Annotated in this window: 17 protein-coding genes and 4 tRNA genes; 16 read left to right on the top strand and 5 right to left on the bottom strand. The window is 52.6% G+C overall.

Annotated features, from left to right (window positions below):
- Positions 1 to 457 precede the first annotated feature (457 nt).
- From QKW35_RS14180 to QKW35_RS14150, 7 genes are all read left to right on the top strand, one after another.
- On the top strand, positions 458 to 913 hold the full coding sequence (locus QKW35_RS14180) for a hypothetical protein (protein ID WP_282354072.1): 456 nt from the start codon (positions 458 to 460) through the stop codon (positions 911 to 913).
- Between the two features lie 33 nt (positions 914 to 946).
- On the top strand, positions 947 to 2,848 hold the full coding sequence (locus QKW35_RS14175; RefSeq protein WP_282354070.1) for a coiled-coil domain-containing protein: 1,902 nt from the start codon (positions 947 to 949) through the stop codon (positions 2,846 to 2,848).
- Between the two features lie 22 nt (positions 2,849 to 2,870).
- Positions 2,871 to 3,503 carry a hypothetical protein gene (locus tag QKW35_RS14170; RefSeq protein WP_282354068.1) on the top strand — a complete coding sequence of 211 codons (633 nt, stop codon included), beginning with the start codon at positions 2,871 to 2,873 and terminating at the stop codon, positions 3,501 to 3,503.
- Between the two features lie 66 nt (positions 3,504 to 3,569).
- Positions 3,570 to 3,932: a roadblock/LC7 domain-containing protein gene (locus tag QKW35_RS14165; protein ID WP_282354066.1), complete on the top strand. Its 363-nt coding sequence runs from the start codon at positions 3,570 to 3,572 to the stop codon at positions 3,930 to 3,932.
- Between the two features lie 51 nt (positions 3,933 to 3,983).
- A complete protein-coding gene (locus QKW35_RS14160; protein WP_282354064.1) occupies positions 3,984 to 4,445 on the top strand; it encodes a PAS domain-containing protein in 462 nt (153 codons plus the stop codon).
- Positions 4,446 to 4,457: 12 nt separating this feature from the next.
- Positions 4,458 to 5,207, top strand: coding sequence for a phosphate/phosphite/phosphonate ABC transporter substrate-binding protein (locus QKW35_RS14155; RefSeq protein ID WP_282354062.1), 750 nt, complete (start codon positions 4,458 to 4,460; stop codon positions 5,205 to 5,207).
- A gap of 190 nt (positions 5,208 to 5,397) precedes the next feature.
- The gene (locus QKW35_RS14150; protein ID WP_282354060.1) at positions 5,398 to 6,006 is read left to right on the top strand and encodes a MiaE family protein; all 609 of its coding nucleotides are present in this window, start codon (positions 5,398 to 5,400) and stop codon (positions 6,004 to 6,006) included.
- 57 nt (positions 6,007 to 6,063) lie between these two features.
- On the opposite strand, the gene QKW35_RS14145 is transcribed toward QKW35_RS14150, so the two are convergent.
- Positions 6,064 to 6,798, bottom strand: a complete 735-nt coding sequence (locus QKW35_RS14145) for a UDP-2,3-diacylglucosamine diphosphatase (RefSeq protein ID WP_282354059.1) — start codon at positions 6,796 to 6,798, stop codon at positions 6,064 to 6,066.
- A gap of 12 nt (positions 6,799 to 6,810) precedes the next feature.
- Positions 6,811 to 7,305: a peptidylprolyl isomerase gene (locus QKW35_RS14140; protein WP_282354057.1), complete on the bottom strand. Its 495-nt coding sequence runs from the start codon at positions 7,303 to 7,305 to the stop codon at positions 6,811 to 6,813.
- Between the two features lie 224 nt (positions 7,306 to 7,529).
- Here QKW35_RS14140 and QKW35_RS14135 point away from each other — a divergent pair, with 224 nt between their 5' ends.
- From QKW35_RS14135 to QKW35_RS14115, 5 genes are all read left to right on the top strand, one after another.
- Positions 7,530 to 9,203: a glutamine--tRNA ligase/YqeY domain fusion protein gene (locus tag QKW35_RS14135; protein ID WP_282354055.1), complete on the top strand. Its 1,674-nt coding sequence runs from the start codon at positions 7,530 to 7,532 to the stop codon at positions 9,201 to 9,203.
- Positions 9,204 to 9,230: 27 nt separating this feature from the next.
- The gene (gene cysS / locus QKW35_RS14130) at positions 9,231 to 10,616 is read left to right on the top strand and encodes a cysteine--tRNA ligase (protein WP_282354053.1); all 1,386 of its coding nucleotides are present in this window, start codon (positions 9,231 to 9,233) and stop codon (positions 10,614 to 10,616) included.
- A gap of 86 nt (positions 10,617 to 10,702) precedes the next feature.
- Positions 10,703 to 11,368: a TIGR04282 family arsenosugar biosynthesis glycosyltransferase gene (locus QKW35_RS14125; protein WP_282354052.1), complete on the top strand. Its 666-nt coding sequence runs from the start codon at positions 10,703 to 10,705 to the stop codon at positions 11,366 to 11,368.
- A 12-nt stretch (positions 11,369 to 11,380) separates the two neighbouring features.
- Entirely contained in the window at positions 11,381 to 12,319 is a 939-nt protein-coding gene (locus QKW35_RS14120; protein WP_282354050.1) for a radical SAM protein, read from the top strand.
- Positions 12,319 to 13,017, top strand: coding sequence for a hypothetical protein (locus tag QKW35_RS14115; RefSeq protein WP_282354048.1), 699 nt, complete (start codon positions 12,319 to 12,321; stop codon positions 13,015 to 13,017). The genes QKW35_RS14120 and QKW35_RS14115 overlap by 1 nt, the downstream gene beginning before the upstream one ends.
- 12 nt (positions 13,018 to 13,029) lie before the next feature.
- Here QKW35_RS14115 and QKW35_RS14110 read toward each other — a convergent pair whose 3' ends face one another.
- From QKW35_RS14110 to folD, 3 genes are all read right to left on the bottom strand, one after another.
- Positions 13,030 to 15,222: an FAD-dependent oxidoreductase gene (locus QKW35_RS14110; RefSeq protein WP_282354046.1), complete on the bottom strand. Its 2,193-nt coding sequence runs from the start codon at positions 15,220 to 15,222 to the stop codon at positions 13,030 to 13,032.
- 60 nt (positions 15,223 to 15,282) lie between these two features.
- Positions 15,283 to 17,592, bottom strand: a complete 2,310-nt coding sequence (locus QKW35_RS14105; protein WP_282354043.1) for a sensor domain-containing diguanylate cyclase — start codon at positions 17,590 to 17,592, stop codon at positions 15,283 to 15,285.
- A gap of 147 nt (positions 17,593 to 17,739) precedes the next feature.
- Positions 17,740 to 18,591 carry a bifunctional methylenetetrahydrofolate dehydrogenase/methenyltetrahydrofolate cyclohydrolase FolD gene (folD, locus tag QKW35_RS14100; RefSeq protein ID WP_282354041.1) on the bottom strand — a complete coding sequence of 284 codons (852 nt, stop codon included), beginning with the start codon at positions 18,589 to 18,591 and terminating at the stop codon, positions 17,740 to 17,742.
- Between the two features lie 292 nt (positions 18,592 to 18,883).
- Here folD and QKW35_RS14095 point away from each other — a divergent pair.
- The 4 genes from QKW35_RS14095 to QKW35_RS14080 all read left to right on the top strand — a co-directional run bounded on the left by QKW35_RS14095 (position 18,884) and on the right by QKW35_RS14080 (position 19,274).
- Positions 18,884 to 18,960, top strand: a tRNA-Arg gene (locus QKW35_RS14095).
- 45 nt (positions 18,961 to 19,005) lie between these two features.
- Positions 19,006 to 19,081: transfer RNA gene (locus QKW35_RS14090), tRNA-His, on the top strand.
- Between the two features lie 16 nt (positions 19,082 to 19,097).
- A tRNA-Leu gene (locus QKW35_RS14085) sits at positions 19,098 to 19,182 on the top strand.
- A 16-nt stretch (positions 19,183 to 19,198) separates the two neighbouring features.
- A tRNA-His gene (locus tag QKW35_RS14080) sits at positions 19,199 to 19,274 on the top strand.

The following is a 19,274-nucleotide window of genomic DNA, read 5'->3' as shown; positions in this document are numbered from 1 at the left end:
GATTACGCCCTCATCTGTTGTCACCACAAAGCGGCTTCATATCCGCCTGACGTGGTATACCGACAGGTCACGATTGTTGATTGGCGTGACGAATTCTACCTAAAAGCCCCTTTAAAGTTAAGTATTGTCGACAATCTGTGGATCATACTTTTTGCGTATGCGTTATGGTTTTGGGGTAGGGCTTAAATAGTTAATGGGTTGAATTATATGGTTTTTTACTGTCCAGACTGCTCGCGCGCCTGCGGGTGATATTGCTGGGTGAAACAAATTATTTAATAAGTTGAAATGCGCGGTAGAACAGGAAGCCTGCTACGTGCTTTAATAGCGTCAAACAACTGTTTGATATTCGTCAAGATATCGCCGTATAACAGTGGTGAAACGTAGATGAACGATGGTTTTAGATGCCAATGATGAGGTATCTTGTTGTGGCTTTATTTTCTGTATGGAGACTGCGTCTGTGAGTTCACAAATCTGGGCGGCGTTATCCGATTGGGAGTTGGATGCGGAGCTTAACAGTGATAAGACCCACCGTATCCAGGCGGCGTTTGAAGCGCTGAGTCAGGATAACCTCATCTATCGCGGTGCGCAGAGTGAGCGCAACCTCTACCACTACACGCGTTTTGTTGCCGGTAACCCGCATTCTCTGAAAAATCATATCCGTCGAATCTATGCCGCTACGGGGTTAGGTTCGCGTGATGAGCTTGCCGGTGCGATGATGGATCTGCTCTGGATATTGGATTCAAAAGGGCCTACTCTTCGAAAACGGATTTTTGAACAGGTTTCAGCGATGTTAACCCCACGTGTAAGAGCGGTGCTCGCGCGGTCTATCGAACAAGATAATCGTCGTTGCTTGCTTGAATTGCCTGTTGATAAGGCAGTGGTGGTTAATGGACAGTTTTCAGCCAGGCTGTAGCGATGGCAGAGTAAACTACGGACGGATTGTTCCATGAGCATACTCGGAACGGACAGCATTGAGAGAACACAAGTAAGGACGATTGCGCTTAAGGGCTTTGATGGTCCTGCAATGGCTTCTTTGGAGTTGTTTCTAAGCAAGGAAAGCAACCTACGTATTGTCGGCATAGATCAGGCCGATCTCCTTATCGTCAACGGTGATCAGGGTATAAACCCTGACGAGTTGAAAGTTACCTATACGCAAAAACACAACAAGCCGGGCATTTTGATCAGTGTTAGAGATCTATCGTGGCCAGGTTTTGTGTTGCTTAAGAAGCCGTATTCCACCAGTGAACTCATCAAGGCTATCCGGAAACAGTTGGAAACCGGCGATGGTGGCGACAAAGTGTGCGTAAAAGCGGAAGCGCGTGTTGCTGCAGTTATGGGTATCGAGCAGGCGTCTGAAAGCTCAGGAAGTGAGGCGTATAAAACCTATATGGCACGCGCAGGAGTAGGGCAGGAAACTCTCGACTCGATCCAGAGTGAAAAACTGCGTGCGGAACAGCTTAAGCAGCAGATGCGTGAAAGACTGCGTCGGGGTAAGGTGGCGACTCAGCGCGCAGCAGAAAAAGCGGGAGCTTTAAAAAACATTCAGCCTCAGAGCACTGAGCAGGAAGCGTCTGTTGCAATCGCTCCCGAGACGGATGCAGGAAAGCATGATCATGCATCTACGACGCGAAATACGCTGAAGGATGCTGAAAGTGAAGTTCGCGAGTTGTTACGCCAGGCAGAAGAAGCGCAACGCGTAGCCAGGGAAAATGCCAGGCAGCAGCAGCTTGAGGCGCAGCAGAGAGTGGAAGCGGCACGTAAGGAACTCGCGCTGATTGAGGCGAAAAAAAGGGAAGAACAGCGAAAAGAGGCAGAACGCCTTGAGGCTGAGCGTCGGGAAGCTGTGCGCCAGGAAGCGTTAAGGAAAGCTGCAGAGAAAAAAGCGGCGGAAAAACGGGCAGCAGAGAGGAAAGCGCTGGCGGATAAAAAGCTGGCCGAGAAGCGTGTGTTGGAAAAAAGAGCTGCAGAAAAACAAGCAGCTGAGCAAAAGGCACGGGCTGAGAAAGAGGCACTGAAAAAGAAACAGGCGGCAGAGAAGGCTGCTAAAGAACGCACCGAGGCAGACGTTGTTAAGGCGCGCGAGTTGGCCAATGCAGCTGAAACAAAGAACGAGAAAGTCCCTGTTGTTGAAATAGGTGAGCTTAAGCTGATGCCGGAAGAGCCTTCATCGACAAAAGCGAAAGCGGTGGCAAAACCTGCGACTAAACAGGTGCGTAAATCCAGCGTGGCGATCGATGATGACGAGATGATCTATCGCTGCTGCGGTAATCTGGCTGATGTGGATGTGACACGACCCGACGAGCGACGTCGTATTTACTTTAATACCGATGGTGCGCTGCTCTACTGGCTGCCACTAGCGGTAAAAAAAGCGCGCCTCTCTAATACACCGGTTGAGATATCCGGATTGCCACGTTGCTTTGTTTATCTGCCTGAAGAGGATCGCTTTTTTGGCGATTTTGGTGAAGACCTGCTGTTGCAGTATGCGCTGAGTCGCTTTGGATTTGGTGAGCTGGACCTGGGGGAGCGTCTGGATATGGCGGTGTCTCGACCGGAGGTCGCCGGTGACAAGCAGATTATTCAGGATCGTGATGCCATGATCTGGAAAATTGCGCTATGGACGGCCCGCGGTCGCCTGAATCAGCGGATGGATCCAGAAAAGGTTTACAAGCTAAAAGAGCGACCTGATTTTTCGCGCATGATCGAGATGCCGCACGCGTCGGAGATTGCCGAATTATGGTTTGATCATCGTTTATCCGCTCTGGATGTGGTGAGAATTTTGAACGTGCCTCAGCGCTATGTGTTTGCCTTTATGTCTGGTGCCGATGCGTTGGGATGGTTACAGGAATAGCGTGAGTTTGGCGGAGTAGTGAGTGTTGGACGATAGTTTCCGTACAGAATATTTACAGATTACGCCCGCTGGCGCCTTTTATGCGACAGTGAGCTCCGAGCCGGATGATGCGCGTGCGCTTTTATTGCAGTTATTAAGTGCAGAGATCGCGTTGCCTTACAGTGAGGAGTTAATTGAAGAGTTGACCGACCTGGATCAGGATCAGGCGGCGGATCTGTTCAATAAGCTGCGCGATAAAGGATTTGTTGAGCTTAGCGAAAACCCTGTTGTGGTCGTTGATGAAGTTGTCGAGAAGATGTTGCCCGAGTTGCTGCCGTTGTTGTCGAGCACTGGTCGGGTCGCGCTGGCAGATGACCAAGGGTTCTGTCTGGGGTCGAGTGGTTACGAAGATGCGCATGCAGAGTCGTTATCCGCATTGGCTGCAGATGTGATCTCCCTTCATGAACGTCACCTCCCGTTATTGAATCGGGAGCTTTCCTTCAGTGGTGAGTCTTGGGGTATTCTGGACCCGATTGGCCAGAGTCAGGTTGGATTCTGGGTAATTAACATGGGTAGTCAGAAGTTCATGCTCATCGTTGATGAGATGCCAAAACTAAACCAGCAGGCTTTCGTGAATCTGCTGAGTGTGTTGGCGCGTCGCTATCTGGATTATTGATAACGATCAACAAGTTACAATTCATAAAAAGATACTATAAGCCCTAGTAAATAAAGGAGAACGTTTATGCGCTCGGAGATGCTGACCTCCATTTTGAGTGACCTGAACGGGACATCTGCAGAGATCGAAGCTTCTGCAGTTATCTCAACCGATGGTTTGATGATTGCTGCATTGCTGCCTTCAGGTATGGACGAGGATCGCGTAGGCGCAATGAGTGCTGCCATGCTGTCTCTCGGTGAGCGTACGGCGGGAGAACTGGCTCGTGGCGAGCTGGAGCAGGTGCTGGTCAAGGGTGATCAGGGCTACATTCTCATGACTCACGCAAACAACGATTCTGTGCTGACTGTTGTTGCCAAGCCAAATGCACGACTGGGTTTGATTTTCCTTGATGTAAAGCGTGCAGCAGAAGCGATTGGCAAAATCCTGTAATTAAGCAGGGTTACAGATCTCACGGAAAGAATCAGTAACAAGGCTTTTGTAATGTCAGATCAAGATACCGGTGAATGCCGGGAAGTGACAATCAACTACTTTGACGGGACATCACGTGTGGCGACTATTGTGGACCGTGAAGTGCCGTATCCAGATGGCAAGTTGATCGTTTCGCGTACCGATTCAAAGGGGATAATTACTCATGCTAACCAGGCGTTCGTTGATATGTCTGGTTACACCCGTGATGAGTTGATCGGTGTGAATCACTATATCCTGCGCCATCCGGACATGCCGGCGGTTGCTTTTGCTGGCCTTTGGGAAACCATCGAGGCGGGTAAAAAGTGGCATGGGTATGTGAAGAACCTGCGTAAAGATGGTTCTTACTACTGGGTAAAAGCCACGGTGATTCCAAATATCCGCAACGGCAAGCTGGTAGGTTACACGTCTGTGCGCCGTAAGCCGTCTCGAAGCAAAATCAAGGAGAGCGAAGAGCTCTACGCAACCCTGATGTAAAGGAGTACTGAAATGGCATATAACCTGACCGTTAGTCCGGACTTCGCTCCGGATCACATTTCAGGTTGGTACTTTTTCAACACCTGGTTGCAGCGTCAACTTGATGTTGGGGTACACCTGGAGCTTTATGATTGCTTTGAGCAGCAGCGCGAGGATATTCGCAACAATAAAGTCGATCTGATTTACGCTAACCCGTACGATGCGTCTATGCTGGTGCGTGAAATGGGCTTCAGGGCGATTGCGCGTCCGCAAGCGCGTCCGGATGAGACGGTGATTGCTGTGCATGTGGATTCTCCGATAAATACGGTGGAGGAGTTGCAGGCCGGTATTACCGTGGCTACGACAGATGACCCTGATGTTCATACTATGGGTATGATCATGCTTGAGCCGGCCGATCTGGATGGTAGCAATGTTACGACCAAGGAAGTTGATACGTACGTGATAGTTGCAAAGAACCTGCTCAAGGGAGAGGCGGACGTTGGTTTCTTCCTGAAGGATGCATTTGACGAGTTGTCCGATTTGATCAAAAACCAGATGAAGGTATTGGTGAGCAGTCAGATCAGTGTGGTGCATCACTCGTTGCTGGTTGGTCCGACAATGCAGGAGTTTATCCCGCGACTTGAAGAGCGCTTGTTCTCCATGCATAAAGATGAAAAGGGCAAAGGGGTTCTTCAGAGTATGAATCTGGAGGCGTGGGAGCCGATGAGTGAGGAAGAGACGGAGTTTATGATTGATTTGATCGATACTCTGGTTATCGAATAAGTCCCCGTCTGGTTATGTTGGAAAGCCTCGTTCTCAACGGGGCTTTTTTGTTTTTGTACTGAGTCGTCGACATAATCCTGGCTGATTTGTGGTCAGTCAGGAGATAGGTATAATCGTGCGCCTGCTTCATTTGCGTTTCTAGCGTGTGAGTGGGGTGTAAAAGCGAATCGTTAAAGTTCAGAGGTTTTGAGTGGAAGTACTTGAAGAGATCAAAGGGTTTCTTGGCTGTGAAACACCGGATAGCTGGATCAGTGAGGCGGTGAAGCAGCAGGATATTCTGCTGATTGATCATGCGCACTGTGAAAAGAAAGCGGCTTCAACCGCAATGACGCTGATGTTTCGTTATGTAGATCGCCCGGAGCTACTGAACAAGATGTCTCGCTTGGCGCGTGAAGAGTTAATCCACTTCGAGCAGGTGCTGGAGCTGATGGATGCGCGTGATATTCAGTACGGACACCTTTCATCTGCGCGCTACGCAGGCGGTCTGCGTGATCACGTTCGTACTTCCGAACCTGGGCGTCTGATCGATATTCTGATTATCGGTGCCTATATCGAGGCGCGTTCGTGTGAGCGTTTTGCGAAGCTGGCACCGTTTTTGGATGATGAGCTGGCCAAATTCTACCGCTCCCTTCTGAAGTCAGAGGGGCGTCACTATCAGGATTATCTGGGGCTTGCGCGCCAGTATTCAGGTGAGCCGATTGATGAGCGGATTGAGTTTTTCCGCGAGAAAGAGAATGAGTTGATTCTGTCCGAGGATGATGAGTTTCGCTTCCACAGTGGAGCGCCTTCCTGGCATTGATTTGTCAGGCGTGTAAAAGACAAACTCGAGATCGTAAAACTGGCCCGCAAATGCGGGTCAGTTTGTTTCTACCGGTTGGTGCAGAAGTTCGCAGCCATCTTTAGTGCAGCTCAGGTACCAAAAATCGGTATCCCAGTCGCCCAACACAATGCGGCAGCCGCTGTTGCTATCAATCTGTTGGTGATGCACTGCTGGCCGATGGGTGTGGCCATGAATCAGCAGTTGGCTGTTGGCGTTTTGCAAAGCAGTGCGAACGCGCTCTGCATTAACGTCCATAATTTCCAGTGCTTTTCCGGCCGTTTTCTCTTTGCTCGCGGCGCGCAGATTGCGAGCTATCTCAAGGCGTTCTTCAAGAGGCTTGCTGAGGAAGTTTGCTTGCCAAGCCGGATTTCTGACCAGAGCGCGAAACTGCTGGTACTCGGTATCATCGATACAGAGCTGGTCGCCATGCATGATAAGTGCATGCTGACCATCTGGCAGTGTAATGCTGATCTCTTCCGGAAGCAGGGTGGCGTTGATTCGGTCGGCGAAGGTTTGGCCGACTAGAAAATCCCGGTTGCCATGCTGGAAGAAGAGAGCAGTACCGCTTTCGCTGAGCGCGGCTAGGCGATGAATGACGGGTTCCAGATCCGGGTGGACAAAGTCGTCCCCGATCCAGGCGTCAAATATGTCGCCAAGCAGGTAAAGCTGATCGCAATCGCCTGTGATGTCGTCCAGAAAATGCAGCAGCGCCCGGGTTAGGTCCGGGCGCTGATCACTCAGATGGATATCAGAGATGAAGAGGGTGCGCATAGACGCGTGTGCTTACTCGCTTACGGTTGCGGAAGTAATAATTACATCTTCAACCGGCACGTCCTGGTGGCCCGCGCGGATAGTGGTGGAAACACCCTTGATCTTGTCGACCACGTCTTCGCCTTCAACGACCTTACCGAATACCGTGTAACCCCAGCCTTCCATTGTTTTTGCGGAGTGGTCCAGAAAGTTGTTGTCAGCAACGTTGATGAAGAACTGTGCAGACGCACTGTGTGGATCCATGGTGCGTGCCATGGCGATGGTGTACTTCTTATTGGTGAGGCCGTTGTCTGCTTCGTTTTCAATCGGTGCACGGGTGTCTTTCTGTACCATGCCCGGCTCGAAGCCACCGCCCTGAATCATGAAGTTGTTGATTACGCGGTGGAAGATCACACCGTCATAAAAGCCATCGCGAACGTACTGTTCAAAGTTTTCCGCTGTTTTAGGCGCTTTTTCATAATCCAGTTCCAGAGTGATATCACCCAGGTTGGTCTGCAAGATGATCATTATAATTTTTCCCGATTCTGACTGGTTTTTTGCCTCATTATACTCAAGTAGAATGCGAGCGCATCTAGCTTCGACGATGTGAGATGTAATTTTACCCTCCAATCAAGCAATTAGGGTCCGCTTGACGATGCTTTCAAGCGGTGATCTGTTTATAATGGCTCGCAATAAAAGTGCCCGCGTACTGGGCTTCTGAAGTAGCGAATAGTGGCGACAAGACGTTAAATATGAGCAATAACGAAACCATCAAGGCTTCCAACTTTATCCATCAGATGATCGAAGAAGATCTGGCAAATGGCGTTCACACCAAGGTAGTGACCCGTTTCCCACCTGAGCCGAACGGCTATCTGCACATCGGTCATGCCAAATCGATCTGTCTGAACTTCGGTACAGCTGAGAAGTTTAACGGTGTATGTAACCTGCGTTTTGACGACACAAACCCTGAGAAAGAAGAGCAGGAATACGTAGATGCGATCAAATCTGACGTTACCTGGCTCGGCTTTAAGTGGGATGGCGAGGTGCGTTACACCTCCGACTACTTCCAGCAGCTGTTTGACTGGGCGGTGTACCTGATCAAAGAGGGCAAGGCTTACGTTTGTGATCTAAGCCCTGAAGAAGCGCGTGAATACCGCGGCAATTTCACTACACCAGGTAAAAACAGTCCGTACCGCGACCGTTCCGTTGAGGAAAACCTGGAGCTGTTCGAGAAGATGCGCAACGGGGAGTTTGCTGAAGGTGCTTGCGCACTGCGCGCTAAGATCGATATGCAGTCCCCAAGCATGATCCTGCGCGATCCAATGCTGTACCGAATTTTGCACAAGTCTCACCACCAGACCGGTGACAAATGGTGCATCTACCCGATTTACGACTTCGCACACGGTCAGTCTGATGCGATTGAAGGTATTACACACTCTCTGTGTACGCTGGAATTCGAAGAGCACCGTCCACTGTACGACTGGTTTATCGAAAACCTTCCGGTGCCGGCTCAGCCGAAGCAGACGGAATTTGCCCGCCTGAACATCAACTACCTGGTGATGAGCAAGCGTAAGCTGAAGCAGCTGGTAGACGAGGCTATTGTAGGGGGCTGGAACGATCCCCGTATGCCAACTATCTCCGGGCTGCGTCGTCGAGGTTACACACCGATGTCCATTCGTAACTTCTGTGACAGCATCGGTGTAACACGTTCCAACAGCACCGTGGACATGGGCATGCTGGAAGCGTCGATCCGTGACGATCTGGATAAGAACGCGCCGCGTGCGATGGTTGTGACCCAGCCATTGAAAGTGACCATCACCAACTACGAAGAGGGTGAGGAAGAGTGGTTCGAGGTGCCGGTGCACCCTAAAGATGAATCCATGGGCGTACGCAAGGTTCCATTTACCCGTAATCTGCTGATTGAGCAGGAAGACTTTGCTGAAGTGCCGCCACGTAAGTGGAAGCGTTTGACCCAGGGTGTTGCTGTACGTCTGCGTGGCAGCTACGTGATTACTTGTGAAGAGGTGATCAAAGATGCCAGCGGTAATGTGGTTGAGCTGAAGTGCACGTACGATCCGGCGACCAAAGGTGAGAACCCGGTCGACTACAAGCCTAAGGGCGTAATCCACTGGGTGTCTGCAGACAACTCCGTACCGTGTGAAGTGCGCATGTATGATCGTCTGTTCACCGTAGAGAACCCGGATGGTGACAAAGAGCGTGACTTCAAGGAGTTCATCAACCCGGAGTCTCTGGTAACCCTGTCTGACGCACGTGCAGAGATCGGTATGAAGGGGGCTGAAGTTGAGAGCCGCTACCAGTTCGAACGTACCGGTTACTTCTGTGTAGATCCGGACTCCAGCGACGAGAAGCTGGTATTCAACCGTACCGTGGGTCTGCGCGACTCCTGGGCGAAGATGCGGAAGTAAATTTAGACAGAGATATTGGAGAGATCAGTGCTGCAGATTTACAACACGCTGACAAAAGAGAAAGCCCCGTTCACGCCATTGGAAGAGGGCAAGATCAAAATGTACGTATGCGGTATCACCGTATACGATCTCTGTCACATCGGTCATGCACGTGTCATGGTGTGTTTTGACGTGATTACCCGCTACATGCGTGCACGTGGCTGGGATGTTGATTACGTACGTAACATCACCGACGTAGATGACAAGATCATCAAACGCGCTGCTGAGAATGGCGAAACGGTTGACCAGTTGACCGAACGTATGATCGCCGCGATGCACGAAGACGAAGATCGTCTGAGTGTGCTGCGTCCGGACCAGGAACCGCGTGCTACCGCACACATCGGCGATATCGTCGACATGGTGCAAACCCTGATCGATAAGGGTTTTGCCTACGCGGCCAGCAACGGGGACGTGTATTACCGCGTTGAGAAGTTCGAGACCTACGGTCGTCTGACCAATAAAAACGTCGACGAACTGCGCTCCGGTGCACGTGTCGAGGTGGAAGATGCTAAAGAGAGCCCACTGGACTTCGTGCTGTGGAAAGCGGCAAAAGAGGGTGAAGTGAGCTGGGATTCCCCATGGGGTAAAGGTCGTCCGGGCTGGCACATTGAGTGTTCCGCGATGTCCAAATGCTGCCTGGGTAACACCTTCGATATTCATGGTGGTGGTCCGGACCTGCCGTTCCCACATCACGAAAATGAAATCGCGCAGTCTGAAGCTGCGAACGGTGTGAAGTATGTGAACACCTGGATGCATGCCGGGCCTGTGCGGGTGAATTCCGAGAAGATGTCCAAATCCCTGGGTAACTTCTTCACCATCCGTGACGTACTGGAAAAATATAACGCCGAGGTGGTCCGCTACTTCTTGTCCAGCGTACACTACCGCAGCTACATCGATTACAGCGAAGATAGCCTGAAAGAGGCGCGCAGTGCCCTGGAACGTTTTTACCAGGCGTTGCGCGGTGTTGAGCTGAATGACGCTGCACTGGAAAACGACTTTGACGAGCGTTTCTTTGCGGCGATGGATGATGACTTTAATACGCCAAAAGCGATGGCGGTACTGTTCGAGCTGGTAACCGAACTGAATATTGCAAGCCGTGAAGGCAGCGAGGATGCCGGTAAGCTGGCGGCCCAGCTGAAGCGTCTGGCAGGTATTCTGGGGCTGTTGCAGCAGGAACCTGATGCGTTCCTGAAGGGTGAGGACAAAGAAGGTGAGCTGGGTTCCGCTGAAATTGAAACGCTGATCGAGCAGCGTGCTCAGGCGAAGAAAGATCGCAATTTTGCTGAAGCCGATCGCATCCGTGACGAGCTCGCGGAGCAGGGCGTCATCCTGAAAGACTCCCGCGAAGGTACAACCTGGTTTAGGGAAGGTTGATCCGATACGCTTATAAAAGGCAGTCTTTTTAGACTGCCTTTTTTATTTCGGCGACAAACATAGTCCATGCAAGAAGTAGAGCATAGATGATCGAAACAACACTGATTCTGTTTTGTAAGAGGCCGGCGCCGGGGTTTGGTAAGCAGCGACTTGCGGCAGAGATTGGCACTGATGCTGCCTTTAAGATCGCCAAGGCGTTACTGGGGTGTGCTCTGGAGGATCTGCAGCGTTGGCCGGGTCCGGTGGTTGTAGCACCGAGCTGCGCTGGGGAGATCGGCTGGGCGGAGACGCTTTTGTCTCGGGAATATGAGGTGATACCGCAAACCGCTGGAAACCTTGGTAAGCGTATAGAGTCTATTGACTGTATGTTGCGCCAGCGGGGCCAGTATCGGCAGATCGTGATTGGATCGGATGCGCCGGAGCTGTCTCTTGACTTGCTGGCCGCGGCAGACGGCTTATTGGATCAGGTCGATGTGGTGTTTTCGTCAGCCGAAGACGGCGGTGTTTCCTTGATGGGAACACGCAACGGGTGGTCTGCATTAGAGGTGATGCCATGGAGTACCGAAACTTTGGGTCGGGCATTGGTAGCGGGCTGTGAGCAAAACCAGCAGAGCGTTGCTTGGACCGAGGCCTGCTCGGATGTGGATCGTCTGATGGATCTGGAGCGAATCCATCGCACATTGCAAGCGGATGAGCGAACTGCTCGGCGTGCTTTGTTGCAGGTTGTTGAACGGGTGTTGGGCGAAGTTTGAAGTAAAGGCGCTGTGAAGCGTCTGTTGGGTGAGGTCGAGATGGAGCGTATTCGCAGTAAAGATTGGTATGAAACAGCAGATGGATCCAGACGTGGTTACATTGAACCCGCAGGGTTGAAGGAGTTGTGGTTTCACACCGGTACCGCTTGTAATCTCAGCTGTGATTTTTGTTTGGAGGGATCGGGACCCGGGGACCAGCGTCTTGGGCTTGTGAAGTTCGCTGATGTTGAACCATTTATTCATGAGGCACTGGGGCTAGGTGTAGAGCAGTTCTCTTTTACGGGTGGGGAGCCGTTCCTGGCGAAGGACTTTGTGAAAATCCTCCACTTCGCATCGGCGCATAAGCCTTGTCTGGTGTTAACGAACGGTACCGAAGCGCTTCAGAAGCGTATTGATCAACTGGATCTGCTTCGAGATGCGCCGAATCCGGTGAGCTTTCGTGTCAGTCTGGACTCGCCGGTAGAGGTCGAGCATGATGAGGGCCGTGGCGAGGGTAGCTTTCTAAGTGCGCTGGATGGTATTCGTATGCTGCAGTCACGTGGATTTCAGGTGTCCATCGCGCGACATATGCAGCCGGATGAAGATAAAGGCTCCGTCGAAAGTGCATATTGTGAGCTGTTTCGTGAACAGGGTATCAGTCATGACGTTACCTTTGTTGCCTTTCCCGATTTTCTGCCTCCGGGTAGCAATGGCTCCGGACCCGATATCAGCACCAACTGTATGACCCAATATCATACGGAAGAAAGCCGCGCGTCATTCATGTGTGCCTTCAGCAAAATGGTCGTGAAGCAGGATGGGCGGATGCGGGTGTATGCCTGCACGCTTGTGGATGACGATCGTGAATACGATCTGGGCGGCACCATGCGCGAAGCACTGGGTGCGCGTATCAGCATGAAGCATCATCGCTGTTTCAGCTGTTTTAAATACGGTTCCAGTTGCAGCGAGATGTGATGCGGGTCTCCGTGATCATTCCGGTTGGGCCGGCGGAGTCTCCTGACGCGCCTCTGTTCGCTCGGCTTAACCTGTTGCCTAGTTCCTGGCAGGTAATTATTGCGTTGTGTCCTGAGAGTGAGTCCCTCAAAACCATGTTGGATCTGCCGCGGCATGCTGAAATGATCGTAGCGCCCACCGGGCGAGCACAACAAATGAATGCCGCTGCGGAAAAAGCCCAGGGTCAGTATCTTTGGTTTTTGCATGTCGACTCGGTCCTGACTTGTGCGGTGGTCCAGGCACTCGAGCAGGTGTTGGCGCAAAGCCCGGATACGCTGCTTTGCTATCGATTGCGTTTTGCCGGGGATGGCCAGGGGCCGGTAGGGATGAATGCGTTGGGTGCAAATCTGCGTACCCGAGTACTGGGTGTGCCGTTTGGGGATCAGGGTTTTTGTCTGCCTGTTAAGCGGTTCCGCGAGGTGGGTGGATATCCAGAAGCTATCCCTTACGGGGAGGATCATGTTCTGGTTTGGCTGCTGCGTTTACAAGGTGTGGGGGCGCATATGCTGCCCTGCGATCTGGAGACCAGTGCGCGCAAGTATCGTAGTGCGGGCTGGCTGAGCTTAACGCTGCGTTATCAATGGTACTGGCTGCGACAGGCGGCACCCTATGCGGGGTGCCTGTTAGTGCGAAGGCTAAAACGCCTCATCAGACTTTAGAGTTGCGCCGGGTTATTTGTCGGGCGTTACCTCGTTAGCTGGTTGTGGACTCGTTGCGTCCTGCTTCTCGCCGCGACGCCAGCGGTGGTATTTCTCTACCCACTTCAATAGTTTCTCTGGTGCATGGGCACGTTTCCATTCACCTGCTGCAAATTTATTCGCTTCCGGGAAGGTTGGGTAGGCGTGGATCGTGCCCAGGATTTTGTTCAGGCCCAGTCCATGTCGCATCGCCAGCGCGAACTCTGCCAGCATGTCGGACGCGTGAGCGCCCACCAGGGTTACGCCCAGAATGCTATCCTTGCCGGGAACAGTAAGTACTTTGACCATGCCATAGTCGGTTGCATCGGTAATTGCCCGGTCCAGGTCAGACAGGTCGTAGCGCGTGACTTCATAACGAATACCTTTTGCAGACGCTTCTTTTTCGTTCAGGCCTATGCGCGCGACTTCCGGCGATGTGTAGGTGGTAAATGGTATATAGCGGTGATCGACTGCAAACTTTTTTACCTTGCCGAAGAGCGCGTTGACGGCTGCATACCAGGCCTGATGGCCAGCGGCGTGTGTGAACTGGTGCGGGCCGACCAGATCGCCACAAGCGAGAATGTTTGGGCAGCGCGTTTGCAGGAAACGGTCGACCTCCAGTAGGTCGCGGTCTTGGGTGTCGATGCCGAGTTGTTCCAGTCCAAGGCCTTCGAGGTTGGCGATGCGTCCGGTGGCGACAAGCAGTCGGTCAAACCCTACAACGACTTGATCGCCGTTATGGCTGGCAACCATTTCAAAGCCATGATCAGTTTTCCTGAACTCCTTCGGTTTGTGTGCGTAGCGGATGTCGATCCCTTCATTGCTCAGTCTGTCTGCAACCAGTTGTGCGGCATCGCTGTCTTCACGGGACAGTATCTGTTCGCCGCGTAGTGCAATAGTGACCTGGCTGCCGAACTGGTTGAAGCACTGACCCAGTTCGCAGGCGATGGCGCCAGCGCCAAGAATCAGCAGGCGTGGCGGCAGTTCATCCAGCTCCCACAGGGTATCGGAAGTGAGTGGCTGAACATCATTGATGCCTGGAATATCAGGGATTTTTGGGCGACCGCCGGTGGCCAGTACGATATTGGGAGCCGTCAGGCGCTGACCGTTGATCTCTACTTCCCAGGGGGAGGTCAGTTTGGCGGTGCCGGAGATGCACTCAACGCCGAGTTTTTCATAGCGTTCTACTGAGTCGTGCGGTTCGATCTTTTTGATGGTGTCATGCACGCGCTGCATAATCTGTGGGAAATCAAACTCTACCTCTGTCTTGCGGATACCAAGTTGCTCGGCGTTGCGCGTATCAGACAGAAAGCGGCTGGTTCGAATCAGAGCTTTCGACGGCACGCAGCCGGTATTCAGGCAGTCGCCCCCCATCTTGTTCTTTTCGATCAGTGTGACCTTTGCCTTTACTGCGGCCGCGATATAGGCGGTCACCAGGCCACCGGCACCCGCGCCGATCACAATCAGATTGCGGTCGAATTGGCTAGGCTTGCTGAACTTGCGGTAGATTCGCTCGCGTTGTACGACCTTGACGGCAAAGCGGGCGATCCAGGGAAATATGCCCAGCAAAGCCAGCGAACCCAGGAGTGCGGGTGAGAGAATGTCCTGCGTGCTCTCCAGTGCTGCCAGTTGGGTGCCAGCGTTTACGTAGATAATGGTCGCAGGCAACATCCCCAACTGGCTAACCCAGTAATAGGTGCGTACCGGCATGTTGGTAACGCCCATTACCAGATTGATCGCAAAGAATGGAAATAGCGGGATCAGTCGCAGGGTCAGAAGGTAAAAGATGCCGTCACGCGCGATGCCGTCGTTGATCGGCTCCAGTAGACGGGAGAAGCGGCGGCTGACAAAGCCGCGAGCGATGTAGCGTGCGACCCAAAATGCCAGGGTAGCACCAAAGGTGCTTGCGAATGATACTACGATGGAGCCGGTCAGTGTGCCGAAAAGCGCACCGCCCAGCAGGGTAAGTACCGCCGCCCCTGGCAGTGATAAGCCCGTAGAAACTACGTAGACGGTAAAGTAGATACCAGTGCTCAGCCAGAGGTTGTTCTCTACGAAGGTGCTGAGGCTTGTCTGCTGGGATTTGATATAGGCAAAATCGAAGAAGCGGCTCAGGTCAAAAAGAAAAAAAATCAAAATAAGCACAGCGATCAGGCTAAGCAGTATGCTCTTTTTGCCGGGCTTCATACGGGGTCTCCATGCTGCATGATCCGGTGAGCGTAGCACAATCGGGCCTGCGCGTACTTGTTATCCGTCTATCAGGTTTAATGTGTTCGGATCCGCAGAGGTGATCTGGTTCTTGCCGCGGTTCTTGGCACGATACATCGCCTGGTCGGCTGCATGAATCAGGTCGTCAATGTTGTCTCCCGAGGTTGGATAGAGCGAGATGCCGATGCTGGCGCTGACTCTGAGCTCGATGTCGTCGATCACGACCGGCGCTCCGATCATCTGCATCAGGCGCTTAGCTAACTGGTGAGCCTCTTCCGGTCGCGTCAGTTCGTCGGCCAGTACCAGGAACTCATCGCCCCCAATGCGTGACACCATGTCGGACGGGCGCAGCGCCGCTGAAAGCTTGTCTGCAAGAGCGATAAGCAGTTTGTCGCCCAGCAGGTGTCCGTGAGTGTCGTTGATCGGCTTGAAGTCGTCCAGGTCGATGAAGAGGATCGCGAAGTAACCCCCGGTGAGGCGTGCGCGAGCGAGCACCTTTTCCGCACGTGCCTCGAAGTGGATGCGATTTGGTAGTTTGGTCAGGGTATCGTGTAACGCCTGGAAGCGGATGGTGTCAAATGTACGTTTCTGCTCCGTGATGTCGCTCATTACGCAGACAAAGTGGCTGATATCACCGCCTTTGTCGTATACCGCTGAGATGTTTGTTTTCTGAATATAGACTTCGCCGCTGCGCTTGCGATTGGCGATCTCGCCCACCCACTGGCCGGTATGCTGCAGGTCTTTCCATAGCACAGCGTAGAAGTCCGCATCATGATGGCCAGAGCGTAACAGACTGGTTTTCTGGTTCAGTGCCTGCTTTTCGGTGTAGCCGGTTAATGCGGTAAACGCCGGGTTGGTGAGAATGATGCGGGCGTTGTTGTCTGTCACCATAATCGCTTCAGTCGTGTGCTCAAGGACTTTTTGCGCAATCTTGGCGGCATTGCGGCGCTGCTTCGCATCGGAGATATCGCGAAATATCAGTTGAATGGCAACTGCGCCGTCGTAGGTGGTGCGAGACATGCTCATCTCAGCGTCAAACGTGGTGCCGTCTGCACGAACAAGTGGTACCGCAAGTGGAGGTGCCTTGTCGCCGCCCTGAGAAAGGGATGTCATCAACTCTTGGGCAGAGTTGCGGTTGCTGGCGGTGGCTATGTCCAGCACGTCCTTGCCGATCAGGTCTTCGATTGTGTTCTCGCCCAGCAAAGTGACAGCCGAACTGTTTGCCAGAATGATGCGGTTTTTCACGCTGAGGATAATGGCTTCAGGTGAGCTTTCGAACAGTGTCTGGTAGCGGCTGTTGCTGTCGTGTGAGATGCGGGTCATCGCTTCTGCCTGGCGCAACGCGCTTGCACGACCGCCCAGCAGAAGGAAGCAGGCAAGCGCGCTCAGGATGCTGATTGTGGTGCCTGCAAGCAAGGTTTTGCTATCGTGCCGTCCAGGAATTCCGGTGGATGAAAAGCTGTTTAATGGGGTGTAGTACAGATCAATGCGCTGACGGCTGAGTTCCAACGTATGCTTCAGTTGAAATGGGTTTAAATCTCGGCCGACGGATTCTTCCGGGTGGCTGTCGTAAATTGCGGTGTGGCCTACGCGTTCATCTACGGCGTTCACGTGTAGCATAGGGTCGGCCTGATTCAGCGTTTCTTCCAGTAGCTTGCTCAGGCTGAAGCCTATTGTCACCCAGCCGTGAAACAGCGGGCTGTACATGTCGTTCGGATTGACGCTTTCGACTGGCATCAGAAACAGATAGTCGACTGAGTGTTGCTCCGTAGGTAGCAGTGAAATCGGTTCAGACAGTGCCAAGCTACCCATGTTTTTTGCGCGTTCCGCCGCAAAGCGGCGTTTTTCCTCGGTGCCGATATCGTACCCTCGCACGCGCTGGATAATGCTTGTCGGTACAGCATGCATCAATACAAAGGAGTTGCTGTGGTTGCTCTCTGGGAACAGTTTGAAGTCGGGGTCGTTCAGCAGGCTACGTTGCTGCTTGATAAAGAGATCACGTTGCTCGTTATCGATGTACCGTGTGAACGTTAGGCCAATAATGCCATTGCCGTCGAGATCCAGATTGGCTTCTTTGAAGTAGCTAGACCAATGATCAGAAAGGTTGTCCAAGTGGCTCAGTACCAGTGCTCGGGTGGTTTTCAGGAGCAGTGGGTAGCGATCAAGTTTTTCCTGGATTAGCAGTGTGGTTTGACTGGCAAGTGCGTTAAAGCGGGATTCAAACTGTTCCGTGTTGCGCTTCGCGTTATAGGCGCTTGCATTGTATGTCGCAAGCAGTGCGATTAGCAGGACGGTGGCAGGGATAAGGTAAAGGCTCCACCGGCTATGCTGTTTGCGTCTGGTATCCATATTTAGACTGCAGGCCCCGACTGTCGGCTGATTTTCTAGCTGGTTGTTCTCGGTCTATTGTTCGGCTTTTTGGTGCAAATTTCGGTTGGCGAAGAAGGGTGGTAGGCCTGGACGGGAATGCAATCCAGGCCTGTTTTAACGACTGGGTCAGTCCAGGTTGTTTGCCGCTTCCAATGTGTTTTCCATCAGTGTGGCAACGGTCATTGGGCCAACTCCACCGGGTACGGGTGTTATCCAGCCAGCACGTTCTGCAGCGATATCGTATTCCACGTCGCCGACCAGGCGACCGTCATCCAGGCGGTTGATGCCTACGTCGATGACAATCGCGCCTTCTTTGATCCATTCACCTTTGACCAGGCCTGGAATGCCCACGCCAACAATAACGATATCCGCGCGGCCTACGTGTTCAGGCAGGTTGCGGGTGAAGCGGTGGGTTGTGGTGACCGTGCAGCCCGCCAACAGCAGTTCCAGCGACATCGGACGTCCTACGATGTTTGAGGCCCCTACAACGACTGCTTCCTGGCCGTGCATGCCAACACCGGTGGACTCCAGCAAGGTCATCACACCTTTTGGTGTGCAAGGGCGCAGGGCTGGCATGCGCTGTGCCAGACGCCCCAGATTAAATGCGTGAAAACCGTCTACGTCTTTGTCCGGGCGGATGCGTTCGAGGATTTCGTTTCCGTCCAGGTGTTCTGGTAGTGGCAACTGAAGCAGGATGCCGTGTACGGAAGGGTCGGCGTTCAGTTCGTCTACCAGGTCTAGAAGTTGATTCTGGGTGGTGTCTTCAGGGAGGTCGTAGGAGCGGGAGTCGATGCCTACTTCTTTACAGGCGTTCTTTTTGTTTCGTACGTACACCTGTGAGGCGGGGTCAGCGCCGACCAGGATCACTGCCAGGCAGGGGGCAGCTTTGCCTGATGCGATTCGCTGTTGGATGCCTTCTGCGACCTTGCGACGTACATCAGCGGCAATTTTTTTGCCGTCTATTATCTTTGCGCTCATAGTGAGGATGCTGTCCTATAAAACGATTTTTCACTGGCGCAAATTCTCTCATGGTTGACAGTCAGGGCCAAGGGCCTTTGGTTTGGCTAAAAGGATAAACCGTGGGATACGCGCCTTCGTTGGTTGAATTTTGCGCATCGAATCTGGGCTAACCTGTTTATTTCATTAAAAAAAATAAAAAAAGTGTTGACGCCCGAAAATCGGCTCTATAATATTCGCACCACCTTGAACGACGGCACTGATACAGACCGCATGGGAAGTGGATTTGCAGGCGTTAAGGGCGGGCAACAAGGCGCCCGTAGCTCAACTGGATAGAGCAACGGCCTTCTAAGCCGTAGGCTGCAGGTTCGAGCCCTGCCGGGCGTGCCACGAAGATGTTGCCTTAGGAAGTTGAAGTCTTGATTTAGAGATATGGTGGGCGTAGCTCAGTTGGTAGAGCCCCGGATTGTGATTCCGGTGGTCGTGGGTTCGAGCCCCATCGTCCACCCCAATCTCTAAGCTGTGTTGCGGACGTGGTGGAATTGGTAGACACGCCAGATTTAGGTTCTGGTGCCTCACGGTGTGAGAGTTCGAGTCTCTCCGTCCGCACCATTTATTTTACGCTGTGGTGGGCGTAGCTCAGTTGGTAGAGCCCCGGATTGTGATTCCGGTGGTCGTGGGTTCGAGCCCCATCGTCCACCCCA

This window comes from Pontibacterium granulatum (assembly GCF_029961155.1).
GTDB classification, from domain to species: Bacteria; Pseudomonadota; Gammaproteobacteria; order Pseudomonadales; family Balneatricaceae; genus Pontibacterium; species Pontibacterium granulatum.
Note: the sequence above shows the minus strand (reverse complement) of the source record. Positions and strands in the feature narration are given on the sequence as shown.

Coding starts and splice junctions, on each gene's coding strand:
- QKW35_RS14175 (WP_282354070.1), top strand. CDS start 947: ATGAGCATACTCGGAACGGACAGCATTGAGAGAACACAAGTAAGGACG.
- QKW35_RS14165 (WP_282354066.1), top strand. CDS start 3,570: ATGCGCTCGGAGATGCTGACCTCCATTTTGAGTGACCTGAACGGGACA.
- QKW35_RS14160 (WP_282354064.1), top strand. CDS start 3,984: ATGTCAGATCAAGATACCGGTGAATGCCGGGAAGTGACAATCAACTAC.
- QKW35_RS14155 (WP_282354062.1), top strand. CDS start 4,458: ATGGCATATAACCTGACCGTTAGTCCGGACTTCGCTCCGGATCACATT.
- QKW35_RS14145 (WP_282354059.1), bottom strand. CDS start 6,798: ATGCGCACCCTCTTCATCTCTGATATCCATCTGAGTGATCAGCGCCCG.
- QKW35_RS14140 (WP_282354057.1), bottom strand. CDS start 7,305: ATGATCATCTTGCAGACCAACCTGGGTGATATCACTCTGGAACTGGAT.
- QKW35_RS14135 (WP_282354055.1), top strand. CDS start 7,530: ATGAGCAATAACGAAACCATCAAGGCTTCCAACTTTATCCATCAGATG.
- QKW35_RS14125 (WP_282354052.1), top strand. CDS start 10,703: ATGATCGAAACAACACTGATTCTGTTTTGTAAGAGGCCGGCGCCGGGG.
- QKW35_RS14115 (WP_282354048.1), top strand. CDS start 12,319: ATGCGGGTCTCCGTGATCATTCCGGTTGGGCCGGCGGAGTCTCCTGAC.
- QKW35_RS14110 (WP_282354046.1), bottom strand. CDS start 15,222: ATGAAGCCCGGCAAAAAGAGCATACTGCTTAGCCTGATCGCTGTGCTT.
- QKW35_RS14105 (WP_282354043.1), bottom strand. CDS start 17,592: ATGGATACCAGACGCAAACAGCATAGCCGGTGGAGCCTTTACCTTATC.
- folD (WP_282354041.1), bottom strand. CDS start 18,591: ATGAGCGCAAAGATAATAGACGGCAAAAAAATTGCCGCTGATGTACGT.